The organism is Streptomyces sp. NPDC048258 (genome assembly GCF_043201995.1).
In the GTDB taxonomy this organism is placed as follows: domain Bacteria; phylum Actinomycetota; class Actinomycetes; order Streptomycetales; family Streptomycetaceae; genus Streptomyces.
Genome location: NZ_JBICZH010000007.1, coordinates 183,777 through 204,017 on the forward strand (window position 1 = coordinate 183,777; position 20,241 = coordinate 204,017).

A 20,241-nucleotide genomic window follows, 5' to 3' on the forward strand; every position below is an offset into this window, starting at 1 on the left:
CGGCACTGACACAGCGCGGAAAGGAAGAACCGTCGATGACCGGGACGAAGACCGCCCCCCGCCCCGCCGCCACCGCGGGGGGACCCGCCCCGGCCGATCCCCCGCGCCGGGGCAGGCCACGGCGCGGGGGGCCGCGGCGCCCCGTACTGGCACGGATCCGTCCCCGCGCCGGCCGCCGGCACCGGGTCCCCACCGTGATCCAGATGGAGGCCGTGGAGTGCGGGGCGGCCTCCCTCGCCATGGTGCTCGGCCACTACGGCCGCCACGTGCCGCTGGAGGAACTGCGCGGCCTGTGCGGGGTGTCGCGGGACGGGGCCAAGGCCAGCTCCGTGATCGCCGCCGCCCGCTCGTTCGGCATGATCGCCAAGGGCTTCCAGGTCGAGGCCGACGCGCTGCGCGACCAGCCCGGACCCGTGATCATCTTCTGGGCGTTCCAGCACTTCCTGGTGGTCGAGGGCGTGCTCAGCCGCTTCGGCCGCACCGTCGTCGCCGTCAACGACCCGGCCGCGGGACCGCGGTTGATGGAGTGGTCGGAGTTCGACTCCGGCTTCACCGGGATCATGCTCACCTTCGAACCGGGCCCCGACTTCCGGCCGGGAGGCGAGCGCACCGGCATGGCCTCCGCGCTGCTGGAGCGGCGCCTGCCGTCCGGGCGGGCCATGGCGCTGGTGCTGCTGGCCAGCCTGCTCCTGGTCGTACCGGGCATCGTGGGCGCCGCGTACTCCCGGGTGTTCGTCGACCGCGTGCTCGGCGGCGGATCGCCCGGGACGGTGGTGCCGCTGGCCGTGGCGATGGCCGTCACGGCGCTGATGGTCTTCGTGCTGACCTCCGTCCAACAGCACTACCTGCTGCGGATGGAGATCAGGACGGGGCTGGTCGGCTCGGCCCGCTTCTTCCGCCATCTGCTGCGGCTGCCGGTGGAGTTCTTCATGCAGCGGCGCCCCGCCGAGGTGGCCAAACGGGTCGCCAGCAACGACACGGTCGCCGGAATCCTCTCCCGCGACCTCGCCGCGACCCTGCTGAACCTGGTGCTCGTCGTCTTCTACGCCGCCCTGCTGGTCCGCTACGACCCGCTGCTCGGCCTGCTCGGCATCGGCACCGCCACGCTCAACATCATGGTCCTGCAGTGGATGGCCCGTTCGCGCAAGGACGCCGTCGCCGCGCTGCGCACCGACCGCGGCAACCTCGTGGGCACCACCTTCGCGACCCTCAGCACCATCGAGACCGTCAAGGCCACCGGCGCCGAACCCGACGCCTTCACCCGCTGGTCCGGCTTCCTCGCCAAGGTGGTCTCCGCCCAGCAGCGGCTCGGCGCCGCCACCGCCGTACTGGTCGTGGTGCCCCCGCTGCTCGCCACCCTCAACACCGGTGTCCTGCTCCTGGCCGGCGGACTGCGGGTCGCCGACGGCGCGCTCAGCGTCGGCATCCTCGTCACGTTCCAGACGCTGCTGGCCGCCCTGAGCCGCCCCGTCACCCAGCTCACCAACCTCGGCGGCAGGCTCCAGGACTTCAGCGCCGACATCAAGCGCATCCACGACGTGGAGAAGTACCCGGTCGCCGGCTGCTTCGAGCGGGAACCGGGGACTGGGACGGCCCCCACGGCCGCCGCGGCCCCCGACGCTCCCGCGACCGGAGCGCTCCGCAACCGGCTCGACGGCAGCCTCGAACTGTCGCACGTCGCCTTCGGCTACGGGCCCCTCGCCGACCCCGTCATCAAGGACCTGTCCTTCACCCTCAAGCCCGGCAGCCGGGTCGCCATCGTCGGCGGCTCCGGCAGCGGCAAGTCCACGGTCGGCCGACTGCTCACCGGCCTCTTCGAGCCGCGCTCGGGCAGCATCCTCTACAGCGGGCGCACCCGCGCGGAGATCCCGCGCACGGTCCTGGCCGCCTCCATGGCCTACGTGGACCAGGACATCGCCCTGTTCGCGGGCACCGTGCGCGACAACCTGACCCTGTGGAACGACTCCGTCCCCGACGACGTGGTCCTGGCCGCGCTGCACGACGCCGCGGTGTTCGACGCGGTGATGACGCGCCCCGGCGGTCTCAACGCCGCGGTGCGCGAGGGCGGGGCCAACTTCAGCGGAGGCCAGCGGCAGCGGCTGGAACTGGCCCGCGCGCTCGCGGCCGAGCCGACCCTGCTGGTGCTCGACGAGGCCACCAGCGCCCTGGACCCGCAGACCGAGCGCACCATCATGGACAGCCTGCGCCGACGGGGCTGCGCCTGCCTGATCATCGCCCACCGCCTGTCGAGCGTCCGCGACGCCGACGAGATCCTCGTCCTGGACGGCGGCACCGTCGTGGAACGCGGCACCCACGAGCAACTGCTGGCCGTCGCAGGCGCGTACGCCCGGCTCTTCGAATCGAGCCGTACCGAGGAGGAAGACGTCCTGTGAGCACCGCCCCCGCGCCGACACTCCCCGGCCCGCACCACCCCACCGGCGTGACCACCGGTTCCGGACGCCACCTCCTGCTCACCGACCCCGGCCGGCTGCTGCGCGTCGAGACCGGCGCCGTGGACCTGTTCGCCGTACGCCACCAGGACGGCGGCCTCCAGGGGCGCTGGCACTTCCTGTGCCGGGCCGAGGAGGGCACCGTCCTGGCCGGCGGCGCGCAGGGGCAGGCCCGGCACGTCGTGGTGGCACGGCCGGTGCCGGACACCGAGCTGTCGTACGTACCGTTCGAGGTGCTCGCCGTACCGGGCGGTCCGCGGACGGCGGCGAGCACGCTGGCGACGGGTACAGGTACGGCGACGGGAACAGCGACGGGTACGGCGGACGCGGCCACCGCCCGCGCCGACGACCCGGAGGTCTCCCGCCTGCTGCACGGCCTGACCCGCGGCATCTGCGCCCTCGCGGAGGCCCTGCCCGGTGCGCTCCCGCCCCGCCAGTTCGTCTCCCTGCCCACCACGGGCAGTACGGAACTCACCCCCGGCCAGGCGGCCCGCTCCGTCGACGGCGTGCGCTTCGTCCACATCGAGGCGGGCGAGGTCCGCGTGGGCGACACCGGCCGCGGCAGGACGCCGGAGGCGGCGGATCCCGACGAGCCCGCTCCCGAGGCCCCCGGTCCCTTCCCCGCCGGCGCCGACATCTGCCTCACCGAACGCGACTGGATGGTCGCCGAGGACACCGCCCGGGTCACCACCAGCTCCCTGCGCGAGCTGCACGCACAGGGCCGGCTCCCGCACGTCCTGACCGCGCACACCGCCCGGCTGCTCGCCACCTTCGACCACCGCATCGCACAGCAGCACACCCGTGAACGCGCCGAACTGGCCGTCCTGCGCGAACGGGACGGCACCGTGCTGCCCTCGGCCCTGCGCGGCTTCGACGCCGTACTGCACGACACCGCCACCCGCGTCCGGCTGGCCGACGTGGCCGCCGACCCGCCGGCCCTGGCCGCCGCCCGGCTGGTCGCCTCCCGCCAGGGCTTCCAGGTACGTCCCCCCGTACGCGGCGCCGCCCACGGCCGGCAGGACGAACTGAGGGCGATCGCCCTCGCCTCCGGCGTCCGGACCAGGACGGTCCGGCTGGAGGACCGGTGGTGGAAGCGGGACCTGGGGCCGATGGTCGGCTACCGCGTCAACGGCCGCCCCGTGGCCCTGCTGCCGCTGGGGCGCGGCTACATGATGGTGGACGACGGCCAGGTCACCCCCCTCACCGCCGCGCTCGCGGCCCGGCTGAAGAACCAGGCGGTGGTCCTCTACCAGCCGCTGCCCAGCCGGGTGAACACCGTCAGGTCCCTGCTGTGGTTCGGCTTCTCGCCCGCGGTCGGCAACGGCCGTGACCTGCTCAGATTCGGTCTGCTGGGCGCCCTCGTCGCGCTGATCGGTCTGACCGTGCCGGTCATGACGGGCAAGGTCCTCGGCACGTACGTGGCCGCCGCCGAACGCGGACTGATCGTGCAGGGCGCGCTGGTGGTCATCGCCTCGGGTGTGATCACCGCGGCGCTGTCCGTCGTACAGAACATCGCGGTCCTGCGCATCGAGAGCAGGTCCGGCTCCGCCATGCAGGCCGGCCTGTGGACCCGGCTGCTGTCCCTGCCCGCGGGCTTCTTCACCCGCTACTCCACCGGCCAGCTCGGTACCACCGTCCTCGGCATCAGCGCCGCCCAGGAACTGCTCTCCGGCATGTTGACCACCGCGACCCTGGCCCTGCTCACCGGTCTGGCCAACCTCCTGCTGGTCTTCTTCTACGACTTGCGCCTCGCCCTGCTCGCCACGGCCCTGACCGCCGTCGGCATCGGCTTCGCGACCGTCGCCGGCCGCGCCCAACTCCGCTGGCTGCGCCAGGAGTACACGCACGACCAGGACATGTCCGCCAAGGTCTTCCAGATGCTCACGGCCATGCCCAAGCTGCGCGTGGCCGCCGCCGAGGAGCGCGCCTTCGCCGAATGGACCAAGGAGGCCACCCGGGGGCACGCGCTGTCCGCGGCGTCCCGGCGCATCCAGAACATCGTCACGACCTTCAACGCGGGATTCCCGCTCGTGTGCACGGCGATCGTGTTCACGGTGACGGCCGGCCCCCTGCACGGGCAGATCTCGGCGGCCACCTTCCTGCCGTTCTTCGCGGCCTTCAACCTGCTGCTCGCCTCCGGCCTGCAGTTCACCGCGTCCCTCGTCACCGCCATGGGCACCGTCCCGATGCTGGAACGGCTCCGGCCGATCCTGGAGGCCGCGCCCGAGACCGACGGCAGCCAGGCGGACCCGGGCGACCTCTCCGGCCGGATCGGCCTGAGCCACGTCTCCTTCCGGTACGGGCAGGACGGCCCGCTGGCCCTGGACGACGTGACCCTCTCCGTGGAACCGGGTGAGTTCGTGGCCCTCGTCGGCCCGTCCGGCAGCGGCAAGTCCAGCCTGCTCAGACTGCTCCTCGGCTTCGAGACGCCCGTGTCGGGCACCGTGCTGTACGACAGCCAGGACCTCGCGGAACTCGACGTCTCCGCGGTCCGGCGCCAGTGCGGAGTCGTCCTCCAGGGCGGGTCCCTCCAGGCGGGCGACATCCTGTCGAACATCGTCGGCAGCAGCGGTCACACCCTGGACGAAGCCTGGACGGCGGCCGAGATGGCCGGGCTGGCCGACGACATCCGGGCGATGCCCATGGGCATGAACACCGTGCTCTCCGAGGGCACCAACACCCTCTCCGGCGGACAGCGCCAGCGCCTCATGATCGCGCGCGCCCTGGTCGCCCGCCCGCGCATCGTCTTCTTCGACGAGGCCACGAGCGCCCTGGACAACCCCACGCAGAAGCTGGTCGCCGAGAGCACCCGCCGCCTCAACGCCACCCGCGTGGTCATCGCCCACCGGCTCTCCACCGTGGTGGACGCCGACCGCATCGTCGTCCTGGACGAGGGCCGCATCGTCCAGCAGGGCAGCTACCAGGACCTGCTGGCCGACGACCAAGGCCTCTTCGCCCGCCTGGCGGGCCCCCAACAACTGTCCTGACCCCCTCCGGCGCCGCACGGCCTGCGGGGGCCTCGCCGGTCGGGGCCCCACCTCGACCGGCCTGGTACCGCTCTCTCGACGTCCACCGCGGGCGACGCTTCGGGGGAGCGGGCCGCAAGGGCGACGTATGGTCCGTCAGCTCCCGCCGGTGAGTTCGCCGCTGAGCGTCCCGTGCAAGTGGGCGCTGGGTCCGTTCAGGCCGGTGATCTCCACGCTCTTGCCGCGTTGGGCGTACCGGTGCTCGATCGCGTCGAGGGCAGCCACGGAGGAGGCGTCCCAGATGTGGGCGGCGGAGAGGTCGATGACCACCTTGTCCGGGTCGCCGGCGTAGTCGAACTGTTCGACCAGGTCGTTCGAGGACGCGAAGAACAGCTCGCCGGTCACGCAGTAGACGACCTGGCCGCCGTCCGGATCGAGGACGGACGTGACGGTCGCCAGATGCGCGACGCGCCTGGCGAAGACGACCATCGCGGTGACGGAGCCCACGACGACGCCCACGGCCAAGTTGTGGCTGACGACCACGCACACGACCGTGACGACCATGACGGCGATCTCACCGGCGGGCATCCGCTTGAGGGTCTTCGGTGCGATGGAGTGCCAGTCGAAGGTCGCGAAGCAGACCATGACCATGACGGCGACGAGGGCCGCCATCGGAATGTCGGAGACTACTGGCCCGAAGGCGATGCACAGCACCATCAGGAAGACGCCGGCGAGGAACGTCGACAGCCGCGTCCGGGCGCCCGACACCTTCACGTTGATCATCGTCTGGCCGATCATCGCGCAGCCTCCCATGCCGCCGAAGAACCCGGTGACGATGTTCGCGATGCCCTGGCCGATGGATTCCCGCGTCTTCGAGGACCGCGTGTCGGTGATCTCGTCGACCAACTTCGCGGTCATCAGCGACTCCATCAGCCCGACGAGCGCCATGGCCAGCGCGTACGGCGCGATGAGGGTCAGCGTGCCCAGGGTGAGCGGCACGTCCGGCAGGCCCGGCACCGGCAGCGCGGACGGCAGCGCGCCCTTGTCGCCGACGGTGGGGACCGCGATCCCCGCGGCCACGGTGATGGTGGTGAGGATGACGATGGACACGAGCGGGGCCGGGACCACCTTCGTGACCTTCGGGAAGAACACCATCAGCGCCAGCCCGGCCGCCATCAGCGGGTAGACCGCCCAGGGCACCCCGTACATCTCCGGCACCTGGGCCATGAACACCAGGATGGCCAGCGAGTTGACGAAGCCGACCATCACCGAGCGCGGGATGAACCGCATCAGCTTCGCCACGCCGAGCGCGCCGAGCACGATCTGGAAGACGCCGGCCAGGATCACCGCGGCGACCAGGTGGCCCAGCCCGTGCTCCCGGTTCAGCGGAGCGATCACGAGGGCCACGGCGCCCGTCGCGGCGGAGATCATCGCCGGCCGCCCGCCGGTGAACGCGATCACGACGGCCATCGTGAACGAGGAGAACAGCCCGATCGCCGGATCCACCCCGGCGATGATGGAGAACGAGATCGCCTCCGGGATCAGCGCCAGCGCGACGACCAGACCGGCGAGGACCTCGGTCCGCAAGACCTTCGGCGAGATCCAGGCCGGCCGCGGCGGACGACGAAAGCCGGGCAGCCGTTCGGATATGGGCGCGGGTGAAGAAGACACGGGGCACGGACCTCGGGCTCGGGCACACCTGAACCGGCAGGCGGGTGCGCGGAGAAGACGCGAAGGGCGAGGTCGGTCAGGACGCCTGGGAGAAGCCGATCAAGATCTTCTCCCAGATTTCTCCCAAACGATCTCCGGAGACGCAGGAAGGGCCTGACCCGCGATGCGGATCAAGCCCTTGACCTGGTCTTACTCTGTCGGGGTGGCGGGATTTGAACCCACGACCTCTTCGTCCCGAACGAAGCGCGCTGCCAAGCTGCGCTACACCCCGATCGCCGCCCTGGCGGCGCTTGCTGCCCTGGCGACATCGATTACTTTAGCGGACCCTCGGCCGGAGACGAAATCCGGTTTTCGCGCAGGGGGTGCGGGGCCGGTGCCGAAGCCGGGCGGTGGTGGTCCGCCGCGAGATCAGGACCCCCGCGTCGGCCGAGGGGAGAAGCCCTACGCCTTCGGTGTCAGCGTCAGGAGGGTCGCCTCCGGCGGACACGCGAAGCGGACCGGGGTGAAGCGGTTGGTGCCGCAGCCCGCCGAGACGTGGAGGTAGGCGCGGTGGCCGCCCGCCTCGTGCGTGGAGAGGCCCTTCACCCGCTTCGTGTCCAGGTCGCAGTTGGTGACGAGCGCCCCGTAGAAGGGGATGCACAGCTGCCCGCCGTGCGTGTGCCCCGCCAGGATCAGCGGGTAGCCGTCCGCCGTGAAGGCTTCCAGCGTGCGCAGGTACGGTGCGTGCACCACGGCCAGCGAGAAGTCGGCGTCCGCCTCCGGGCCGCCCGCCACCCGCTCGTAGCGGTCGCGCTTGATGTGCGGGTCGTCCAGCCCGGTGAAGGCCAGGTCCAGGCCGTCCAGCTTCAGCCGCGCCCGGGTGTTCGTGAGGTTCAGCCAGCCAGCCGCGTCGAAGGCGTCCCGCAGTTCCTCCCACGGGTTGTGCACGGCGCCGACGACCGGCTTGTTGCCGTTCAGCCCGTGCCGCCCCTGGACCTTCTCGATCAGGTAGCGCCCGGGGTTGCGCAGCCGCGGCCCGTAGTAGTCGTTCGAGCCGAAGACGTACACGCCCGGGAAGTCCATCAGGGGGCCCAGGGCGTCGAGCACCTCCGGGACCCCCTCGGTGTCGGAGAGGTTGTCCCCGGTGTTCACGACGAAGTCCGGGCGCAGGCCGGCCAGCGACTGCAGCCAGGCGCGCTTCTTGCGCTGCCCGCAGACCATGTGGATGTCCGAGACCTGGAGCACGCGCAGCGGGCGCATCCCCCGGGGCAGGACGGGCACGGTGACGCGGCGCAGGCGGAAGGACCGCGCCTCGAAACCGGCGGCGTAGGCCACACCCGCGGCCCCCACCGCGGCGATTCCGGCAGCTGCCTTCAGGGGGACTCCGTAACGCGCACGCATGGCCCCATCGTCGCAGACCCGGAAAACCAACGGGCACTACCGCCCCCGCACCTGGCAGACTCAGGTGCATGACCACGCTCAAGGCCAAGCTCCAGGAAGACCTCACAACCGCCATCAAGGCGCGCGACGAGCTGCACTCGTCCACGCTGCGACTGACCCTCTCCGCCATCACCAAGGAGGAGGTCGCGGGCAAGGAGGCACGTGTGCTCTCCGACGAGGAAGTCCTCAAGGTGATCGCCAAGGAGGCGAAGAAGCGCCGCGAGGCCGCCGAGGCCTTCGCCCAGGGCGGCCGTCCCGAGCAGGCCGCGCGGGAGACCGCGGAGGGCGAGTTCCTCGACACGTACCTGCCCAAGCAGCTCACCGACGACGAGCTCACCGCGATCGTGGCGCAGGCCGTCGAGGAGGCCAGGGCGGCGGGCGCCGAGGGGCCGCGGGCCATGGGCGCCGTGATGAAGATCGTGAACCCGAAGGTCGCCGGGCTGGCCGAGGGCGGGCGCGTCGCCGCCGTCGTCAAGCAGCAGCTTTCCTGAAGCAGGGGCTTTCCTGAGTCCTGCGCCGTAGACGTAGATGTGGATGTAGGTACGCAGAGGGGCCCCAGCCGGATCCGGCCGGGGCCCCTCTCGCGTGTCGGTGCCTACTGGGTGTCGCCTCCGCCGATCATGCCCGGGGGGATCGTGATCCCGGGGAACGGGTTCGTCGGATCGGTCCCGCCCGTGGCCCCGCCGGCCGTCTGCCCGCCCGGTCGGCCGCCGGGCTTGCCGTCGCCGCCCGGCTTGCCGGGCCTGTTCGGGGTCGTCGGGGACGTGGGCGGCTTGTTGCCGCGGGGACCGCCCGACGGAAGCATCGGTTCCGGGATGCTCACCGTGGTGAAGGCGGGAGCCTCACGCCCGGACAGCGCGCCCGTGATCGCGTCCTTCCAGATCGGGCCGGGCAGGCCGCCGCCGAAGACCTTCTCGTAGGGCTTGCCGCCGATCACGATGTCCTCCATCGTGATCTTCTTCGCGCCGCCCGAGCCGACCCACACCGCGCCGGAGATGTTCGGGGTGTAGCCGACGAACCAGGCGTTGTACCGGGCGTCCGTCGTACCGGTCTTGCCCGCGCTGTCGCGGTCGGTCAGACCGGCCCGCTCACCCGTACCGGAGTCGACCACTCCGCGCAGCAGGGTGTTGATGGTGTCGGCGGTCTCCGTCGACATCGCCCGGTCGCACTTGCTCTTCGGTACGGCGAGCGCCTTGCCGTGCGCGTCGGTGATCGACTCGATGGCGACCGGCGTGCAGTAGACACCCCGGTTGGCGAAGGTCGCGTACGCGTTGGCCATCGTCAGCGGGGAGAGCTCGGCCGAACCGAGCGCGATCGACGGGGCCTCGGGAAGCTTCGAGCCGTCCGCCGGGACCACGCCGAGCTTCTGCGTCATCTCCGTCACCGGGCAGAGGCCGATCTCGCCGATCATCTCGACGAAGTACGTGTTGATGGACTTCTCCATCGCCGTCTTCAGCGCGTACGGGCCGATCTCGTCCTCGGTCTCGTTCTTGGCCGTCTGGGTCTTGCCGTCGACCGGCAGGTTCAGCCACTGCGAGCCGTCGCACTTAGGGATCGGCGTCGGGTAGTCCATCTTGTTCGGCGCCTGGTACACCTTCGTCGCCGGCATCCCCCGCTCCAGGGCGGCCGCCGCGATGAACGGCTTGAAGGTCGAGCCCACCTGGAAGCCGAAGTTCGAGCCGCCCATCCGCTTGTCCACGGAGAAGTTGATCTGCGTCTCGTTCTTCCCGAAGCCGTACGGCTTGGACTGCCCCATCGCCAGCACCCGGCCGGTGCCCGGCTGGACCATGGTCACAGCCGTCGCGATCGAGTCCTCCTGGTAGACGTGGTCCTTGATCGACTCGTTGGCCGCGTCCTGCGACTGCGGGTCCAGGGTCGTCCGTACCGTCAGGCCGCCCTGGTTCCAGACCTTCGCCCGCTCCTCGCGCGTCTTGCCGAAGACCGCGTCGGTCAGGAAGGAGTTGCGCACGTAGTCGCAGAAGAAGCCCGCGCCCTTGACCGCGGTGATGCAGCCGTTCTTCGGCCGGGTCACCTTCAGCGTGACCGGCTTCGCCTTGGCCGCGTCCGCCTCCGCCTGTGAGACGTCCTTGATGTCGGCCATCCGCTGGAGGACGATGTTGCGGCGCTTCATCGCCTCCTGCGCGTCGTTCACCGGGTCGTACCGGCTCGGCGACTGGACGACGCCCGCGAGCAGCGCGGACTCCTCCAGGGCCAGGTCCTTGGCCGGCTTGCTGAAGTAGCGCTGGGCCGCGGATTCGATTCCGTAGGCCTGCTGGCCGAAGTACGTGATGTTGAGGTAGTTCTCGAGGATCTTCTTCTTCCCGAGTTCCTCCTCGACCTGGATCGCGTACTTCAGCTCGCGGATCTTGCGGCCGAGGCTCTTCTCCTGGGCCTCGCGCACCTTGGTCTCGTCGTCGCCGGCCTCTTCGACGAACACGTTCTTCACGTACTGCTGGGTAAGCGTGGAGGCGCCCTGTGCGGCCCCGCCTTCCTGTGCGTTGCGGTTGACCGCGCGCAGGATGCCCTTCAGGTCGACCGCGCCGTGCTCGTAGAAACGCGAGTCCTCGATGGCGACGATCGCCTTCTGCATGTACGGGGAGATCGCCGTGAGCGGGACTACCTGCCGGTCGCGCGAATAGACAGTGGCGATCAAGCCACCCTCGGCGTCCAGAATCGTGGTCCGCTGACTCAGTGGCGGAGTCTTGAGATTGGCCGGGATCTCGTCGAATCCCTCGACCGTGCCCTTGGCCGCGAGCCCCAGGGCGCCTGCCGCCGGAATCGCCATGCCGGCCAGCACAACTCCGGAGAGAACGGACACCCCGAGGAACTTGGCGGCCTGCTGGCTCCCCGTGAGCCCGCCGCCCGAGCGCTTCTTTCCCATGGAGGGCAGCCTACGTTCTCATTCGCCGGACACGCGCGAATGCCTTGGCCTAAGCTGTCCTCAACTGTCACAGCAGTGCGGTGCGACATCAACCCCTCGGCTTGATTTTCACCCTTCCCGAATGGGGTGGACTCATGTCCGAATCCCGCCCTCCGTGTGATGTGCACTCAACTGGCGACTCGGTGATTTCACCCGAATCGCCGGAATGGTCGGGCATGTCGTCCGATCACTCCGTCGGGTGATCTGCCGCTTACCCATAGTCCGTTCGGACCATTCAAGATTGGGCCCGACGGGGGTGTTGCACTGTGCCCACCTTCCGTAACGTCCTCAACTGGCAGCGGTGAATATGCCGCTGCCGCCGTGGGGGAGCCTCGATTCGGGAGAGGACGGCGCCGGGATGGGCTGGGTTACCGACTGGAGTGCGCAGGCAGCCTGCCGCACTACCGATCCGGATGAACTGTTCGTTCAAGGAGCGGCACAGAACAGGGCCAAGGCGGTGTGCACCGGATGTCCGGTGCGGACCGAGTGCCTGGCCGACGCGCTCGACAATCGCGTCGAGTTCGGCGTGTGGGGCGGAATGACCGAGCGGGAACGACGTGCGCTGCTGCGCCGGCGTCCCACCGTCACCTCGTGGCGACGGCTGCTCGAAACCGCCCGTACGGAGTACGAGCGCAGCACAGGCATCCTGACCATGGATGCCGACGAGGAGATCGACGTTCCGTACGAGACGTACGCGGCGGCCGGGTAGATCACCCGGACGCGCACGTACGGTACGAACGCCTACGCTCCGGCCGGAACCCCGGCCGAGAGTCGCTCTCCGATGGCCCGTAGCCCGGCGAGGTCGTGCACATCGCCGGGCAGGGCGGCCACTTCGGCCACCGCCACCTCGGGGTGCAACGAGGTGAAGCGATCGCGTGTGCGCTGCTCACGCGCGATCACCTGCATCCGTTCGGCATGCAGGCGCAGCAGTCCTGCCGTGATCTCGTCCACGTCGGGGGAGCCGTCGTCGGCGGCGTCACGAAGTCCAGCTTTCCCGGACTCCTGATCGACAATGCCGCCTTCCTCAAGATTCTCTGCGGCGGCCAACGCCCGTTCGGCGGACAGCTGGTCGGCGCCGCTGCCGTGCACCCGGTTCAGCACCAGACCGGCCAGCGGCATGCTCTCCGCGGCCAGCCGCTCCACGAAGTACGCCGCCTCGCGCAGGGCGTCCGGCTCGGGCGCCGCGACCACGAGGAAGGCCGTACCGGGAGCCTGGAGGAGCCGGAAGGTGGCGTCCGCGCGCGTGCGGAAGCCGCCGAACATGGTGTCCATCGCGGCCACGAAGGTCTGCACGTCCTTCAGCAGCGAGGCGCCCATCAGTTTGCTGAGCGTCCCGGTCATCATCGACATGCCGACATTGAGGAACTTCATCCCCGCCCGGCCGCCCACCTTCGCCGGAGCCATCAGCACCCGGATGAACTTCCCGTCCAGGAAGGACCCGAGCCGCTTCGGCGCGTCCAGGAAGTCCAGCGCGGACCGGCTCGGCGGGGTGTCCACGATGATCAGGTCCCAGTCGTCCCGGGCCCGCAGCTGCCCCAGCTTCTCCATCGCCATGTACTCCTGCGTGCCCGCGAAGCCGGCCGACAGCGACTGGTAGAAGGGATTGGCGAGGATGGCCTGGGCCCGCTCGCCGTCCGCGTGCGCCTCGACGATCTCGTCGAAGGTCCGCTTCATGTCCAGCATCATGGCGTGCAGTTCGCCGTCGCCCGCCCCTACGGCCGCCACCTTGCGCGGAGTGTTGTCCAGCGAGTCGATCCCCATCGACTGCGCGAGCCGCCGTGCCGGGTCGATGGTGAGCACGACCGCCTTGCGCCCGCGCTCGGCCGCCCGTACGCCCAGGGCCGCGGCCGTGGTGGTCTTGCCGACCCCGCCCGCCCCGCAGCACACGACGATCCGGGTCTTCGGGTCGTCCAGCAGCCGGTCGACCGCCAGCCGCGGCGGAGTGTCCAGGCCCACGGTGTCCACCCCCTCGCTCATTCGGCCACCGACTGCTTCCGCAGTTCCTTGGCCAGCTCGTACAACCCGGCCAGATCCATCCCCGCGCCGAGCAGGGGGAGTTCGTACGTCGGCATGTCCAGTTCCGCCAGTACGGCGCGCTGCGCGCGTTCCAGCTCCACCCGGCCCGCGTGCTCGGCGGCCTGCGCGAGCAGCGGGTCCACCAGCCGCTCGGCCGCCGCGCCGCGGCGCGCGCCGCCCAGGCCCGCCCGGGACAGCGCCTTGGCCACCTCGGCGCGGTGTTCGCCGGCCGCGGCGCGCAGGGTGTCCTCGTCCAGATGGTGCGGGCGCACCATGTTGACGACGACCCGGCCCACCGGAAGCCCGGCCTCCCGCAGCTCGGCGATGCCGTCCGCGGTCTCCTGGACGGGCATCTCCTCCAGGAGGGTGACCAGGTGCACGGCCGTCTCGGGGGACTTGAGCACCTTCATGACGGCCTGCGCCTGGTTGTGGATCGGCCCGAACCGGGCCAGGCCCGCCACCTCGTCGTTGACGTTCAGGAACCGGGTGATCCGCCCGGTCGGCGGCGCGTCCATGATCACGTGGTCGTAGACGAACCGGCCGGCCTTGTCCTTGCGCCGCACCGCCTCGCACGCCTTGCCGGTCAGCAGCACGTCGCGCAGCCCGGGGGCGATGGTCGTGGCGAAGTCGATGGCGCCGAGCTTCTTGAGCGCGCGGCCGGCCGAGCCGAGCTTGTAGAACATCTGGAGGTAGTCCAGCAGCGCCCGCTCGGCGTCGATGGCGAGCGCGAAGACCTCGCCCCCGGCCTCACCGCCCCCGCCGGGCGCGACCGCGATCTTGCGCTCCTCGTACGGGAGCGCCTCGGCGCCGAAGAGCTGCGCGAGCCCCTGCCTGCCCTCGACCTCCACCAGTAGAGTCCGCTTGCCCTCGCGTGCGAGGGCAAGCGCGAGTGCCGCGGCGACCGTGGTCTTGCCGGTGCCGCCCTTGCCGCTGACCACCTGGAGCCTGCTCACAGCGTCCGAGCCTAACGACTCGGATCCCGGGGCGCGCAGGAGCCCCGTAGGACAGGCACTACCCTCGCTCCCATGACCAAGAAGTTCGAATACGCGACGGTCCCGCTGCTGGTCCACGCCACCAAGCAGATCCTGGACACCTGGGGCGAGGACGGCTGGGAGCTCGTCCAGGTCGTGCCCGGGCCGAACAACCCCGAGCAGCTCGTGGCCTACCTCAAGCGGGAGAAGGCATGAGCGGCGTTGTCGACGCGAAGCTGGCCGAGCTCGGCCTGACCCTGCCCGAGGTAGTCCCGCCGCTGGCCACGTACCAGCCGGCCGTGCGGTCGGGCGTGTACGTGTACACCGCCGGCCAGCTCCCGATGGTCAAGGGCAACCTGCCGGTCACCGGCAAGGTCGGCGCGGAGGTCTCGCCGGAGCAGGCCAAGGAACTGGCCGCCACGTGCGCGCTGAACGCCCTGGCCGCGGTCAAGTCGGTCGTCGGTGACCTCGACAAGATCGCGCGTGTCGTGAAGGTCGTCGGCTTCATCGCCTCGGCCCCCGACTTCACGGGCCAGCCGGGCGTGCTGAACGGTGCGAGCGAGCTCCTGGGCGCCGTCCTCGGCGACAAGGGCGTCCACGCCCGCAGCGCGGTCGGCGTGGCGGTCCTCCCGCTGGACGCCCCGGTCGAGATCGAGATCCAGGTCGAACTGGTCGCCGGAGCCTGACCGCTCCCGCCTCAAACGCCGGCGGGGCTGGGTTTGGCAGGCGGCATCAGCCAGATTCAGCCCCGCCGGCGTTTGAGGCGCGGGGTCTGGGGCGGAGCCCCAGGAGGTTGGGCGGAGCCTCGCCCGCACCCTCCGCAGGCCCCGCGCCGCGGCCCGGCGGCCGGGTCGTGCCCGGCTGCCCTCGAACATCGGCCCGGATGGCCGTAGCATCCGGCCATGCCGAATGGTCAGCAGCAGCCCCAGCCCCAGCCCCCCGCCGGAGGCCAGTGGTACCCGCCGGAGTGGCCCGCCCGCATCCGCGCGCTCGCGGACGGCTCGCTCACCCCGGTGGACCCCCGCCGCGCCGCCACCGTGATGCTGCTGCGCGACACCCCCGCCGGACCCGCCGTGCACATGCTGCGCCGCCGCGCCTCCATGGCCTTCGCCGGAGGCGCGTACGCCTACCCCGGCGGCGGGGTCGACCCCCGCGACGAGGAGCACCAGGTGGGCTGGGCCGGGCCCAGCCAGGACGACTGGGCCCACCGCCTCGGCACGGACACCCGTACCGCCCAGGCCATCGTCTGCGGCGCCGTCCGGGAGACCTTCGAGGAGGCGGGCGTACTGCTTGCCGGGCGGACCCCGGACACCGTCGTCGGCGACACCACCGGCGACGACTGGGAGGCCGACCGGCAGGCCCTCGTGGCACGGGAGCTGTCCTTCGCGGAGTTCCTGGACCGCCGCGGCCTGCGGCTGCGCTCCGACCTGCTGGGGGCGTGGGCGCGCTGGATCACCCCGGAGTTCGAGCCGCGCCGCTACGACACCTGGTTCTTCGTCGCCGCCCTCCCCGAGGGCCAGCGCACCCGCAACGCCTCCACCGAGGCCGACCGGACCGTCTGGATCCGCCCCGCCGACGCGGCTGCCGGGTACGACAAGGGCGAGCTGCTGATGATGCCGCCCACCATCTCCACCTTGCGCTCGCTGGAGCCGTACGGGAGCGCCGCCGACGCACTCGCCGCGGCCGGCGCGCAGGACCTGACCCCCGTACTGGCCCAGGCCACGCTGGAGGACGGCGAGCTGGTGCTGAGCTGGCCGGGCCACGACGAGTTCACGAAGCGAGTGCGCCCCGGAGGCCCCGCATGACCGACGCCGCCGCACTGCCCGGCCAGCCCCGCGGGGTCGTCACCTCCGGGCCCGCCACCGCCCGCGCGGTCAACATCCTCGCCCCCAACGCGTCCGCGATGACCCTGGACGGCACGAACACCTGGCTGCTGTCCGAGCCGGGGTCCACCCTGGCCGTCGTCATCGACCCCGGCCCGCTGGACGAGGCGCACCTGCGCGCCGTCATCGACACCGCCGAGCGGGCAGGCAAGCGCATCGCCCTGACCCTGCTCACCCACGGCCACCCCGACCACGCCGAGGGCGCCGGCCGGTTCGCCGAGCTCACCGGAACCAAGGTCCGCGCCCTGGACCCGGCCCTGCGCCTGGGCGACGAGGGACTGGCCGCCGGGGACGTGATCCGGACGGGCGGTCTGGAGCTGCGGGTGGTCCCGACCCCGGGCCACACCAGCGACTCGCTCTGCTTCCACCTGCCCGCCGACCGGGCCGTCCTGACGGGCGACACCATCCTCGGCCGCGGCACCACCGTCGTCGCGCACCCCGACGGCCGCCTGGGCGACTACCTGGACTCGCTGCGCCGGCTGCGCTCGCTCACCGTCGACGACGGCGTGCACACCGTCCTGCCGGGCCACGGACCGGTCCTGGAGGACGCCCAGGGCGTCGTCGAGTACTACCTGGCCCACCGGGCGCACCGCCTCGCCCAGGTCGAGACCGCCGTCGAGGACGGCTTCACCACCCCGGAGGCGGTCGTCGCCCATGTCTACGCGGATGTGGACCGCTCCCTGTGGCCGGCCGCGGAATGGTCCGTCCGGGCGCAGTTGGAGTACCTTCAAGATCACGGACTGATCCCTGGAGGGCCTGAATGAACACCGTGTTCCTGCTGGTCATGCTGGTCGCCACGGCCGGTTGGATCACCTCGACGGTGACGCTCCGCGTGCAGAGCCTGCAGCTCAAGGCGGACCGGACGGAGCGCCGCCTGGCCCTCGTGCTGGACCACTTCGGCATCGAGGAGCCGGAACCGGCCGGGATGGACGAGGTGCGCGCCCTGCTCGCGGCCGACCGCAAGATCTCGGCCATCAAGGCCTACCGCCGGATCACCGGCGCGGGCCTGGCGGAGGCCAAGCTGGCCGTCGAAGCCCTCGAAGTCGCCGAGACGTCCTGCGAGAAGTCCTGAGCGACCGCTAGCGCCGCGTCTTCCTGCCGTGGCGGGCCGTGTACTCGTCCGCGAGCCACGGCCCGAGGTCCTGGATGTAGCCGCGCAGCACGGCCGGGTCCGCGACCGGGTCGAGCGCCACGGCGGCCGCGGCACGCATCTGGGCGGCGCGCTCCGGGTAGTACGTGCCGAAGACCTCCGCGGACTCGGCGAGATCGCTGGTCCAGCCGCCCCACCGCGGCATGACCAGGGTGAATCCGGTGCGCACCAGGCGCCGCGCGAAGTCCCGGCTGAGCTTCCGGTACTCGTCCGGGGCCGACGCCGCCTGCGCCCTCGCCCGCCAGGTGGGCAGTACGTCGGCGAGGTCGCCGTTGGTCTCCCGGGCGAGCAGGCTGTCCGGGCGGTAGCGGGGCAGGTGCTCGGCCAGGTCGGCTCCGAGCAGCGGGGTGCACAGGCAGGCGAGGAACCAGCCCAGGTCGAATCGTTCCTGCTCGCTCAGCAGGGTGTCCTTCCCGTACAGCAGGAGGCCGACGCCGTCGATCTCCGCGAAGTCCTCGTCGAGCCCGCGCGCCAGCACCTCGGCGGTGTCCCGGTCCTCGTGGGCGGGCTCGTGGTGCAGGGCGATCAGCAGGTCGAGGCCGGACCGCCCGGGCCGGGCCGTCCCGCGCGGCACGGACCCGTACAGGTACGCGCTGTGCAGCCGCCGCCCGTACGCCTCGGCGATCCGCTCCCGCGTGGCGGCGACGACCGCCTTGAACCCGTCCTGCACCTGCCCGAGCGACCCCTCCCGCTCGAAGTACCCGTACGCGTCGAGACCTCTGTGCTCCATACCTCCACTGTGCCCTCGCCCTCGCCGGGAGCGGCCGGCCAAACGCCGGGCCTCTGCGGCTTTCGCCGGGCAGATCCAGCGCCGCCTGGGGGGCAGCGCCCGCGCAACGGCGCCGCACCCGGACACGCGAAAGGGCCCCGCCCGAGGTACAGGCAGGGCCCTTCACGAAGCCGAGGGCGTCAGCGGGACCGCTTCGCGAGGCGCTCCACGTCCAGCAGGATCACCGCACGCGCCTCCAGGCGGAGCCACCCACGCCCCGCGAAGTCGGCCAGCGCCTTGTTCACGGTCTCGCGAGAGGCGCCGACGAGCTGCGCGAGCTCCTCCTGCGTGAGGTCGTGCACCACGTGGATGCCCTCCTCCGACTGCACGCCGAACCGGCGCGACAGGTCGAGGAGCGCCCGCGCCACACGGCCGGGAACGTCGGAGAAGACCAGGTCGGACATCTGGTCGTTGGTCTTGCGCAGGCGCCGCGCGACGGCGCGCAGCAGCGCGGTCGCGACCTCGGGCCGGGCGTTCAGCCAGGGCTGCAGGTCGCCGTGGCCCAGGCCGAGGAGCTTGACCTCGGTCAGCGCGGTGGCCGTGGCGGTGCGCGGGCCCGGGTCGAACAGCGACAGCTCGCCGATCAGCTCGCCGGGGCCGAGGACGGCCAGCATGTTCTCGCGACCGTCGGGGGAGGTGCGGTGGAGCTTCACCTTGCCCTCGGTCACGACATACAGCCGGTCGCCGGGATCGCCCTCGTGGAACAGGGCGTCACCGCGTGCGAGGGTCACCTCGCCCATGGAGGCGCGGAGCTCCGCGGCCTGCTCGTCATCGAGCGCCGCGAAGAGCGGGGCGCGCCGCAGAACGTCGTCCACGAGTCTCTCTCCTATGTCGACCAGCTCAGGGGACCGGTCTCCCATTTTGCCGGACGGCTCAAACAGTGCGATCAATCACTACCAAGGATGCCGGACGTACGAGCGTGCTGTGCGGTGGGAGGCCAATCGGGGTGGTGTTACCTGAGGTCCGGGCGGGTGTCAGCGGCCGGCCTTAGGCTGGCCGGGTGTCCAATAAGCCGGTGAGAGCACAGGCCAAGGGGTCTGCGGGAGTGACCGCCGCCCATAATTCAGCCGTGGGCGAACAAGCCCTCGGGAAGGCATCTTCGCAGGCCCCGCCCGCCCTTCAGGGCAAAGGTTCGGCCAAGAAACCGTCCGCGGCCAAGCCCGAATCCCGTCTGGCCATGGTGCGCCGGGCCCGCCGCATCAACCGCGAACTGGCCGAGATCTATCCGTACGCCCATCCGGAGCTCGACTTCCGCAATCCCTTCGAGCTGCTCGTCGCGACGGTGCTGTCCGCGCAGACCACCGACCTGCGGGTGAACCAGACGACCCCGGCCCTCTTCGCCGCCTACCCGACCCCCGAGGACATGGCGGCGGCCGCTCCCGAGCACCTGGAGGAGCTGATCAAGCCGACCGGGTTCTTCCGCGCGAAGTCCAGGTCCCTGCTCGGCCTCTCGCAGGCCCTGCGGGACAACTTCGGCGGGGAGGTGCCGGGCCGGATAGAGGACCTGGTGACCCTGCCCGGAGTCGGCCGCAAGACCGCGAACGTGGTCCTCGGCAACGCGTTCGGGGTCCCGGGGATCACCGTGGACACCCACTTCGGCCGGCTGGTGCGCCGCTGGAAGTGGACCGAGCAGGAAGATCCGGAGAAGGTCGAGGCGGAGATCTGCGCGATCTTCCCGAAGAGCGAGTGGACGATGCTCTCGCACCGCGTCGTCTTCCACGGCCGCCGGATCTGCCACGCCCGCAGGCCCGCTTGCGGCGCCTGCCCGATCGCCCCGCTCTGCCCCGCGTACGGGGAGGGCGAGACCGACCCGGAGAAGGCGCGCAAGCTGCTCAAGTACGAGAAGGGCGGCCAGCCGGGCCAGCGCCTGAGCCCGCCCCCGGACTACCCGGGCCTCCCGGCCCCGCCACTGGGCACCCCGGTGCCCTGACAGGCCCTGACGGGCCCTGACTGGAACGAATCGGTACCCGGACCGCGTTTGGCGGTGTGGGAGACGGTGTTGACGGAAGAACGCGACAGGGGTGCC

General features: G+C 71.4%; 17 protein-coding genes and 1 tRNA gene. 10 read left to right on the forward strand and 8 right to left on the reverse strand.

What is annotated here, in order from left to right; genetic code table 11:
• Positions 1-35 precede the first annotated feature (35 nt).
• On the forward strand, positions 36-2,393 hold the full coding sequence (locus tag ACGFYQ_RS18530; protein WP_393745060.1) for an NHLP family bacteriocin export ABC transporter peptidase/permease/ATPase subunit: 2,358 nt from the start codon (positions 36-38) through the stop codon (positions 2,391-2,393).
• A complete protein-coding gene (locus ACGFYQ_RS18535) occupies positions 2,390-5,437 on the forward strand; it encodes an NHLP bacteriocin export ABC transporter permease/ATPase subunit (protein ID WP_393745062.1) in 3,048 nt (1,015 codons plus the stop codon). The genes ACGFYQ_RS18530 and ACGFYQ_RS18535 overlap by 4 nt, the downstream gene beginning before the upstream one ends.
• A 135-nt stretch (positions 5,438-5,572) precedes the next feature.
• On the opposite strand, the gene ACGFYQ_RS18540 is transcribed toward ACGFYQ_RS18535, so the two are convergent.
• The 3 genes from ACGFYQ_RS18540 to ACGFYQ_RS18550 all read right to left on the reverse strand — a co-directional run bounded on the left by ACGFYQ_RS18540 (position 5,573) and on the right by ACGFYQ_RS18550 (position 8,467).
• Complete coding sequence (locus ACGFYQ_RS18540) at positions 5,573-7,066, reverse strand: SulP family inorganic anion transporter (protein WP_393745330.1); 1,494 nt, start codon at positions 7,064-7,066, stop codon at positions 5,573-5,575.
• A 218-nt stretch (positions 7,067-7,284) separates the two neighbouring features.
• Positions 7,285-7,358: transfer RNA gene (locus tag ACGFYQ_RS18545), tRNA-Pro, on the reverse strand.
• Positions 7,359-7,528: 170 nt separating this feature from the next.
• A complete protein-coding gene (locus ACGFYQ_RS18550; RefSeq protein ID WP_393745064.1) occupies positions 7,529-8,467 on the reverse strand; it encodes a metallophosphoesterase in 939 nt (312 codons plus the stop codon).
• A gap of 68 nt (positions 8,468-8,535) precedes the next feature.
• Between ACGFYQ_RS18550 and ACGFYQ_RS18555 the strand changes: the two genes are divergently transcribed.
• On the forward strand, positions 8,536-8,997 hold the full coding sequence (locus ACGFYQ_RS18555) for a GatB/YqeY domain-containing protein (RefSeq protein ID WP_393745066.1): 462 nt from the start codon (positions 8,536-8,538) through the stop codon (positions 8,995-8,997).
• 104 nt (positions 8,998-9,101) lie between these two features.
• On the opposite strand, the gene ACGFYQ_RS18560 is transcribed toward ACGFYQ_RS18555, so the two are convergent.
• The gene (locus ACGFYQ_RS18560; protein ID WP_393745068.1) at positions 9,102-11,387 is read right to left on the reverse strand and encodes a transglycosylase domain-containing protein; all 2,286 of its coding nucleotides are present in this window, start codon (positions 11,385-11,387) and stop codon (positions 9,102-9,104) included.
• Positions 11,388-11,784: 397 nt separating this feature from the next.
• Between ACGFYQ_RS18560 and ACGFYQ_RS18565 the strand changes: the two genes are divergently transcribed.
• Positions 11,785-12,135, forward strand: coding sequence for a WhiB family transcriptional regulator (locus tag ACGFYQ_RS18565; RefSeq protein WP_257559391.1), 351 nt, complete (start codon positions 11,785-11,787; stop codon positions 12,133-12,135).
• Positions 12,136-12,167: 32 nt separating this feature from the next.
• Here the strand turns inward: ACGFYQ_RS18565 and ACGFYQ_RS18570 are convergent, their stop codons facing one another.
• Positions 12,168-13,403 (reverse strand): ArsA family ATPase, encoded by a 1,236-nt coding sequence (locus ACGFYQ_RS18570; RefSeq protein ID WP_393745070.1) that lies wholly within the window; start codon positions 13,401-13,403, stop codon positions 12,168-12,170.
• The gene (locus ACGFYQ_RS18575) at positions 13,400-14,395 is read right to left on the reverse strand and encodes an ArsA family ATPase (protein WP_393745072.1); all 996 of its coding nucleotides are present in this window, start codon (positions 14,393-14,395) and stop codon (positions 13,400-13,402) included. Before ACGFYQ_RS18575 ends, ACGFYQ_RS18570 begins: the two co-directional genes overlap by 4 nt.
• Positions 14,396-14,467: 72 nt before the next feature.
• On the opposite strand from ACGFYQ_RS18575, the gene ACGFYQ_RS18580 reads away from it, so the two are divergent.
• The 5 genes from ACGFYQ_RS18580 (at position 14,468) to ACGFYQ_RS18600 (ending at position 17,368) form a co-directional block, all read left to right on the forward strand.
• Positions 14,468-14,629 (forward strand): DUF4177 domain-containing protein, encoded by a 162-nt coding sequence (locus tag ACGFYQ_RS18580; protein WP_007264966.1) that lies wholly within the window; start codon positions 14,468-14,470, stop codon positions 14,627-14,629.
• Complete coding sequence (locus ACGFYQ_RS18585; RefSeq protein ID WP_393745074.1) at positions 14,626-15,099, forward strand: RidA family protein; 474 nt, start codon at positions 14,626-14,628, stop codon at positions 15,097-15,099. The genes ACGFYQ_RS18580 and ACGFYQ_RS18585 overlap by 4 nt, the downstream gene beginning before the upstream one ends.
• Positions 15,100-15,315: 216 nt before the next feature.
• Positions 15,316-16,218, forward strand: a complete 903-nt coding sequence (locus tag ACGFYQ_RS18590) for an NUDIX hydrolase (protein WP_393745076.1) — start codon at positions 15,316-15,318, stop codon at positions 16,216-16,218.
• Positions 16,215-17,060, forward strand: coding sequence for an MBL fold metallo-hydrolase (locus tag ACGFYQ_RS18595; protein ID WP_393745078.1), 846 nt, complete (start codon positions 16,215-16,217; stop codon positions 17,058-17,060). Before ACGFYQ_RS18590 ends, ACGFYQ_RS18595 begins: the two co-directional genes overlap by 4 nt.
• Positions 17,057-17,368 carry a ribosomal protein L7/L12 gene (locus ACGFYQ_RS18600; RefSeq protein ID WP_393745080.1) on the forward strand — a complete coding sequence of 104 codons (312 nt, stop codon included), beginning with the start codon at positions 17,057-17,059 and terminating at the stop codon, positions 17,366-17,368. The genes ACGFYQ_RS18595 and ACGFYQ_RS18600 overlap by 4 nt, the downstream gene beginning before the upstream one ends.
• A gap of 7 nt (positions 17,369-17,375) precedes the next feature.
• Here the strand turns inward: ACGFYQ_RS18600 and ACGFYQ_RS18605 are convergent, their stop codons facing one another.
• Together ACGFYQ_RS18605 and ACGFYQ_RS18610 are read right to left on the reverse strand one after the other, a co-directional pair.
• Positions 17,376-18,176 carry a nucleotidyltransferase gene (locus ACGFYQ_RS18605; protein WP_393745082.1) on the reverse strand — a complete coding sequence of 267 codons (801 nt, stop codon included), beginning with the start codon at positions 18,174-18,176 and terminating at the stop codon, positions 17,376-17,378.
• A gap of 179 nt (positions 18,177-18,355) precedes the next feature.
• Positions 18,356-19,030 (reverse strand): Crp/Fnr family transcriptional regulator, encoded by a 675-nt coding sequence (locus ACGFYQ_RS18610; RefSeq protein ID WP_003981529.1) that lies wholly within the window; start codon positions 19,028-19,030, stop codon positions 18,356-18,358.
• 254 nt (positions 19,031-19,284) lie between these two features.
• On the opposite strand from ACGFYQ_RS18610, the gene nth reads away from it, so the two are divergent.
• On the forward strand, positions 19,285-20,145 hold the full coding sequence (nth, locus tag ACGFYQ_RS18615) for an endonuclease III (RefSeq protein ID WP_393745084.1): 861 nt from the start codon (positions 19,285-19,287) through the stop codon (positions 20,143-20,145).
• Positions 20,146-20,241 lie beyond the last annotated feature (96 nt).

Coding starts and splice junctions, on each gene's coding strand:
- ACGFYQ_RS18530 (WP_393745060.1), top strand. CDS start 36: ATGACCGGGACGAAGACCGCCCCCCGCCCCGCCGCCACCGCGGGGGGA.
- ACGFYQ_RS18550 (WP_393745064.1), bottom strand. CDS start 8,467: ATGCGTGCGCGTTACGGAGTCCCCCTGAAGGCAGCTGCCGGAATCGCC.
- ACGFYQ_RS18555 (WP_393745066.1), top strand. CDS start 8,536: ATGACCACGCTCAAGGCCAAGCTCCAGGAAGACCTCACAACCGCCATC.
- ACGFYQ_RS18560 (WP_393745068.1), bottom strand. CDS start 11,387: ATGGGAAAGAAGCGCTCGGGCGGCGGGCTCACGGGGAGCCAGCAGGCC.
- ACGFYQ_RS18565 (WP_257559391.1), top strand. CDS start 11,785: ATGGGCTGGGTTACCGACTGGAGTGCGCAGGCAGCCTGCCGCACTACC.
- ACGFYQ_RS18570 (WP_393745070.1), bottom strand. CDS start 13,403: ATGAGCGAGGGGGTGGACACCGTGGGCCTGGACACTCCGCCGCGGCTG.
- ACGFYQ_RS18580 (WP_007264966.1), top strand. CDS start 14,468: ATGACCAAGAAGTTCGAATACGCGACGGTCCCGCTGCTGGTCCACGCC.
- ACGFYQ_RS18585 (WP_393745074.1), top strand. CDS start 14,626: ATGAGCGGCGTTGTCGACGCGAAGCTGGCCGAGCTCGGCCTGACCCTG.
- ACGFYQ_RS18590 (WP_393745076.1), top strand. CDS start 15,316: ATGCCGAATGGTCAGCAGCAGCCCCAGCCCCAGCCCCCCGCCGGAGGC.
- ACGFYQ_RS18595 (WP_393745078.1), top strand. CDS start 16,215: ATGACCGACGCCGCCGCACTGCCCGGCCAGCCCCGCGGGGTCGTCACC.
- ACGFYQ_RS18600 (WP_393745080.1), top strand. CDS start 17,057: ATGAACACCGTGTTCCTGCTGGTCATGCTGGTCGCCACGGCCGGTTGG.
- ACGFYQ_RS18605 (WP_393745082.1), bottom strand. CDS start 18,176: ATGGAGCACAGAGGTCTCGACGCGTACGGGTACTTCGAGCGGGAGGGG.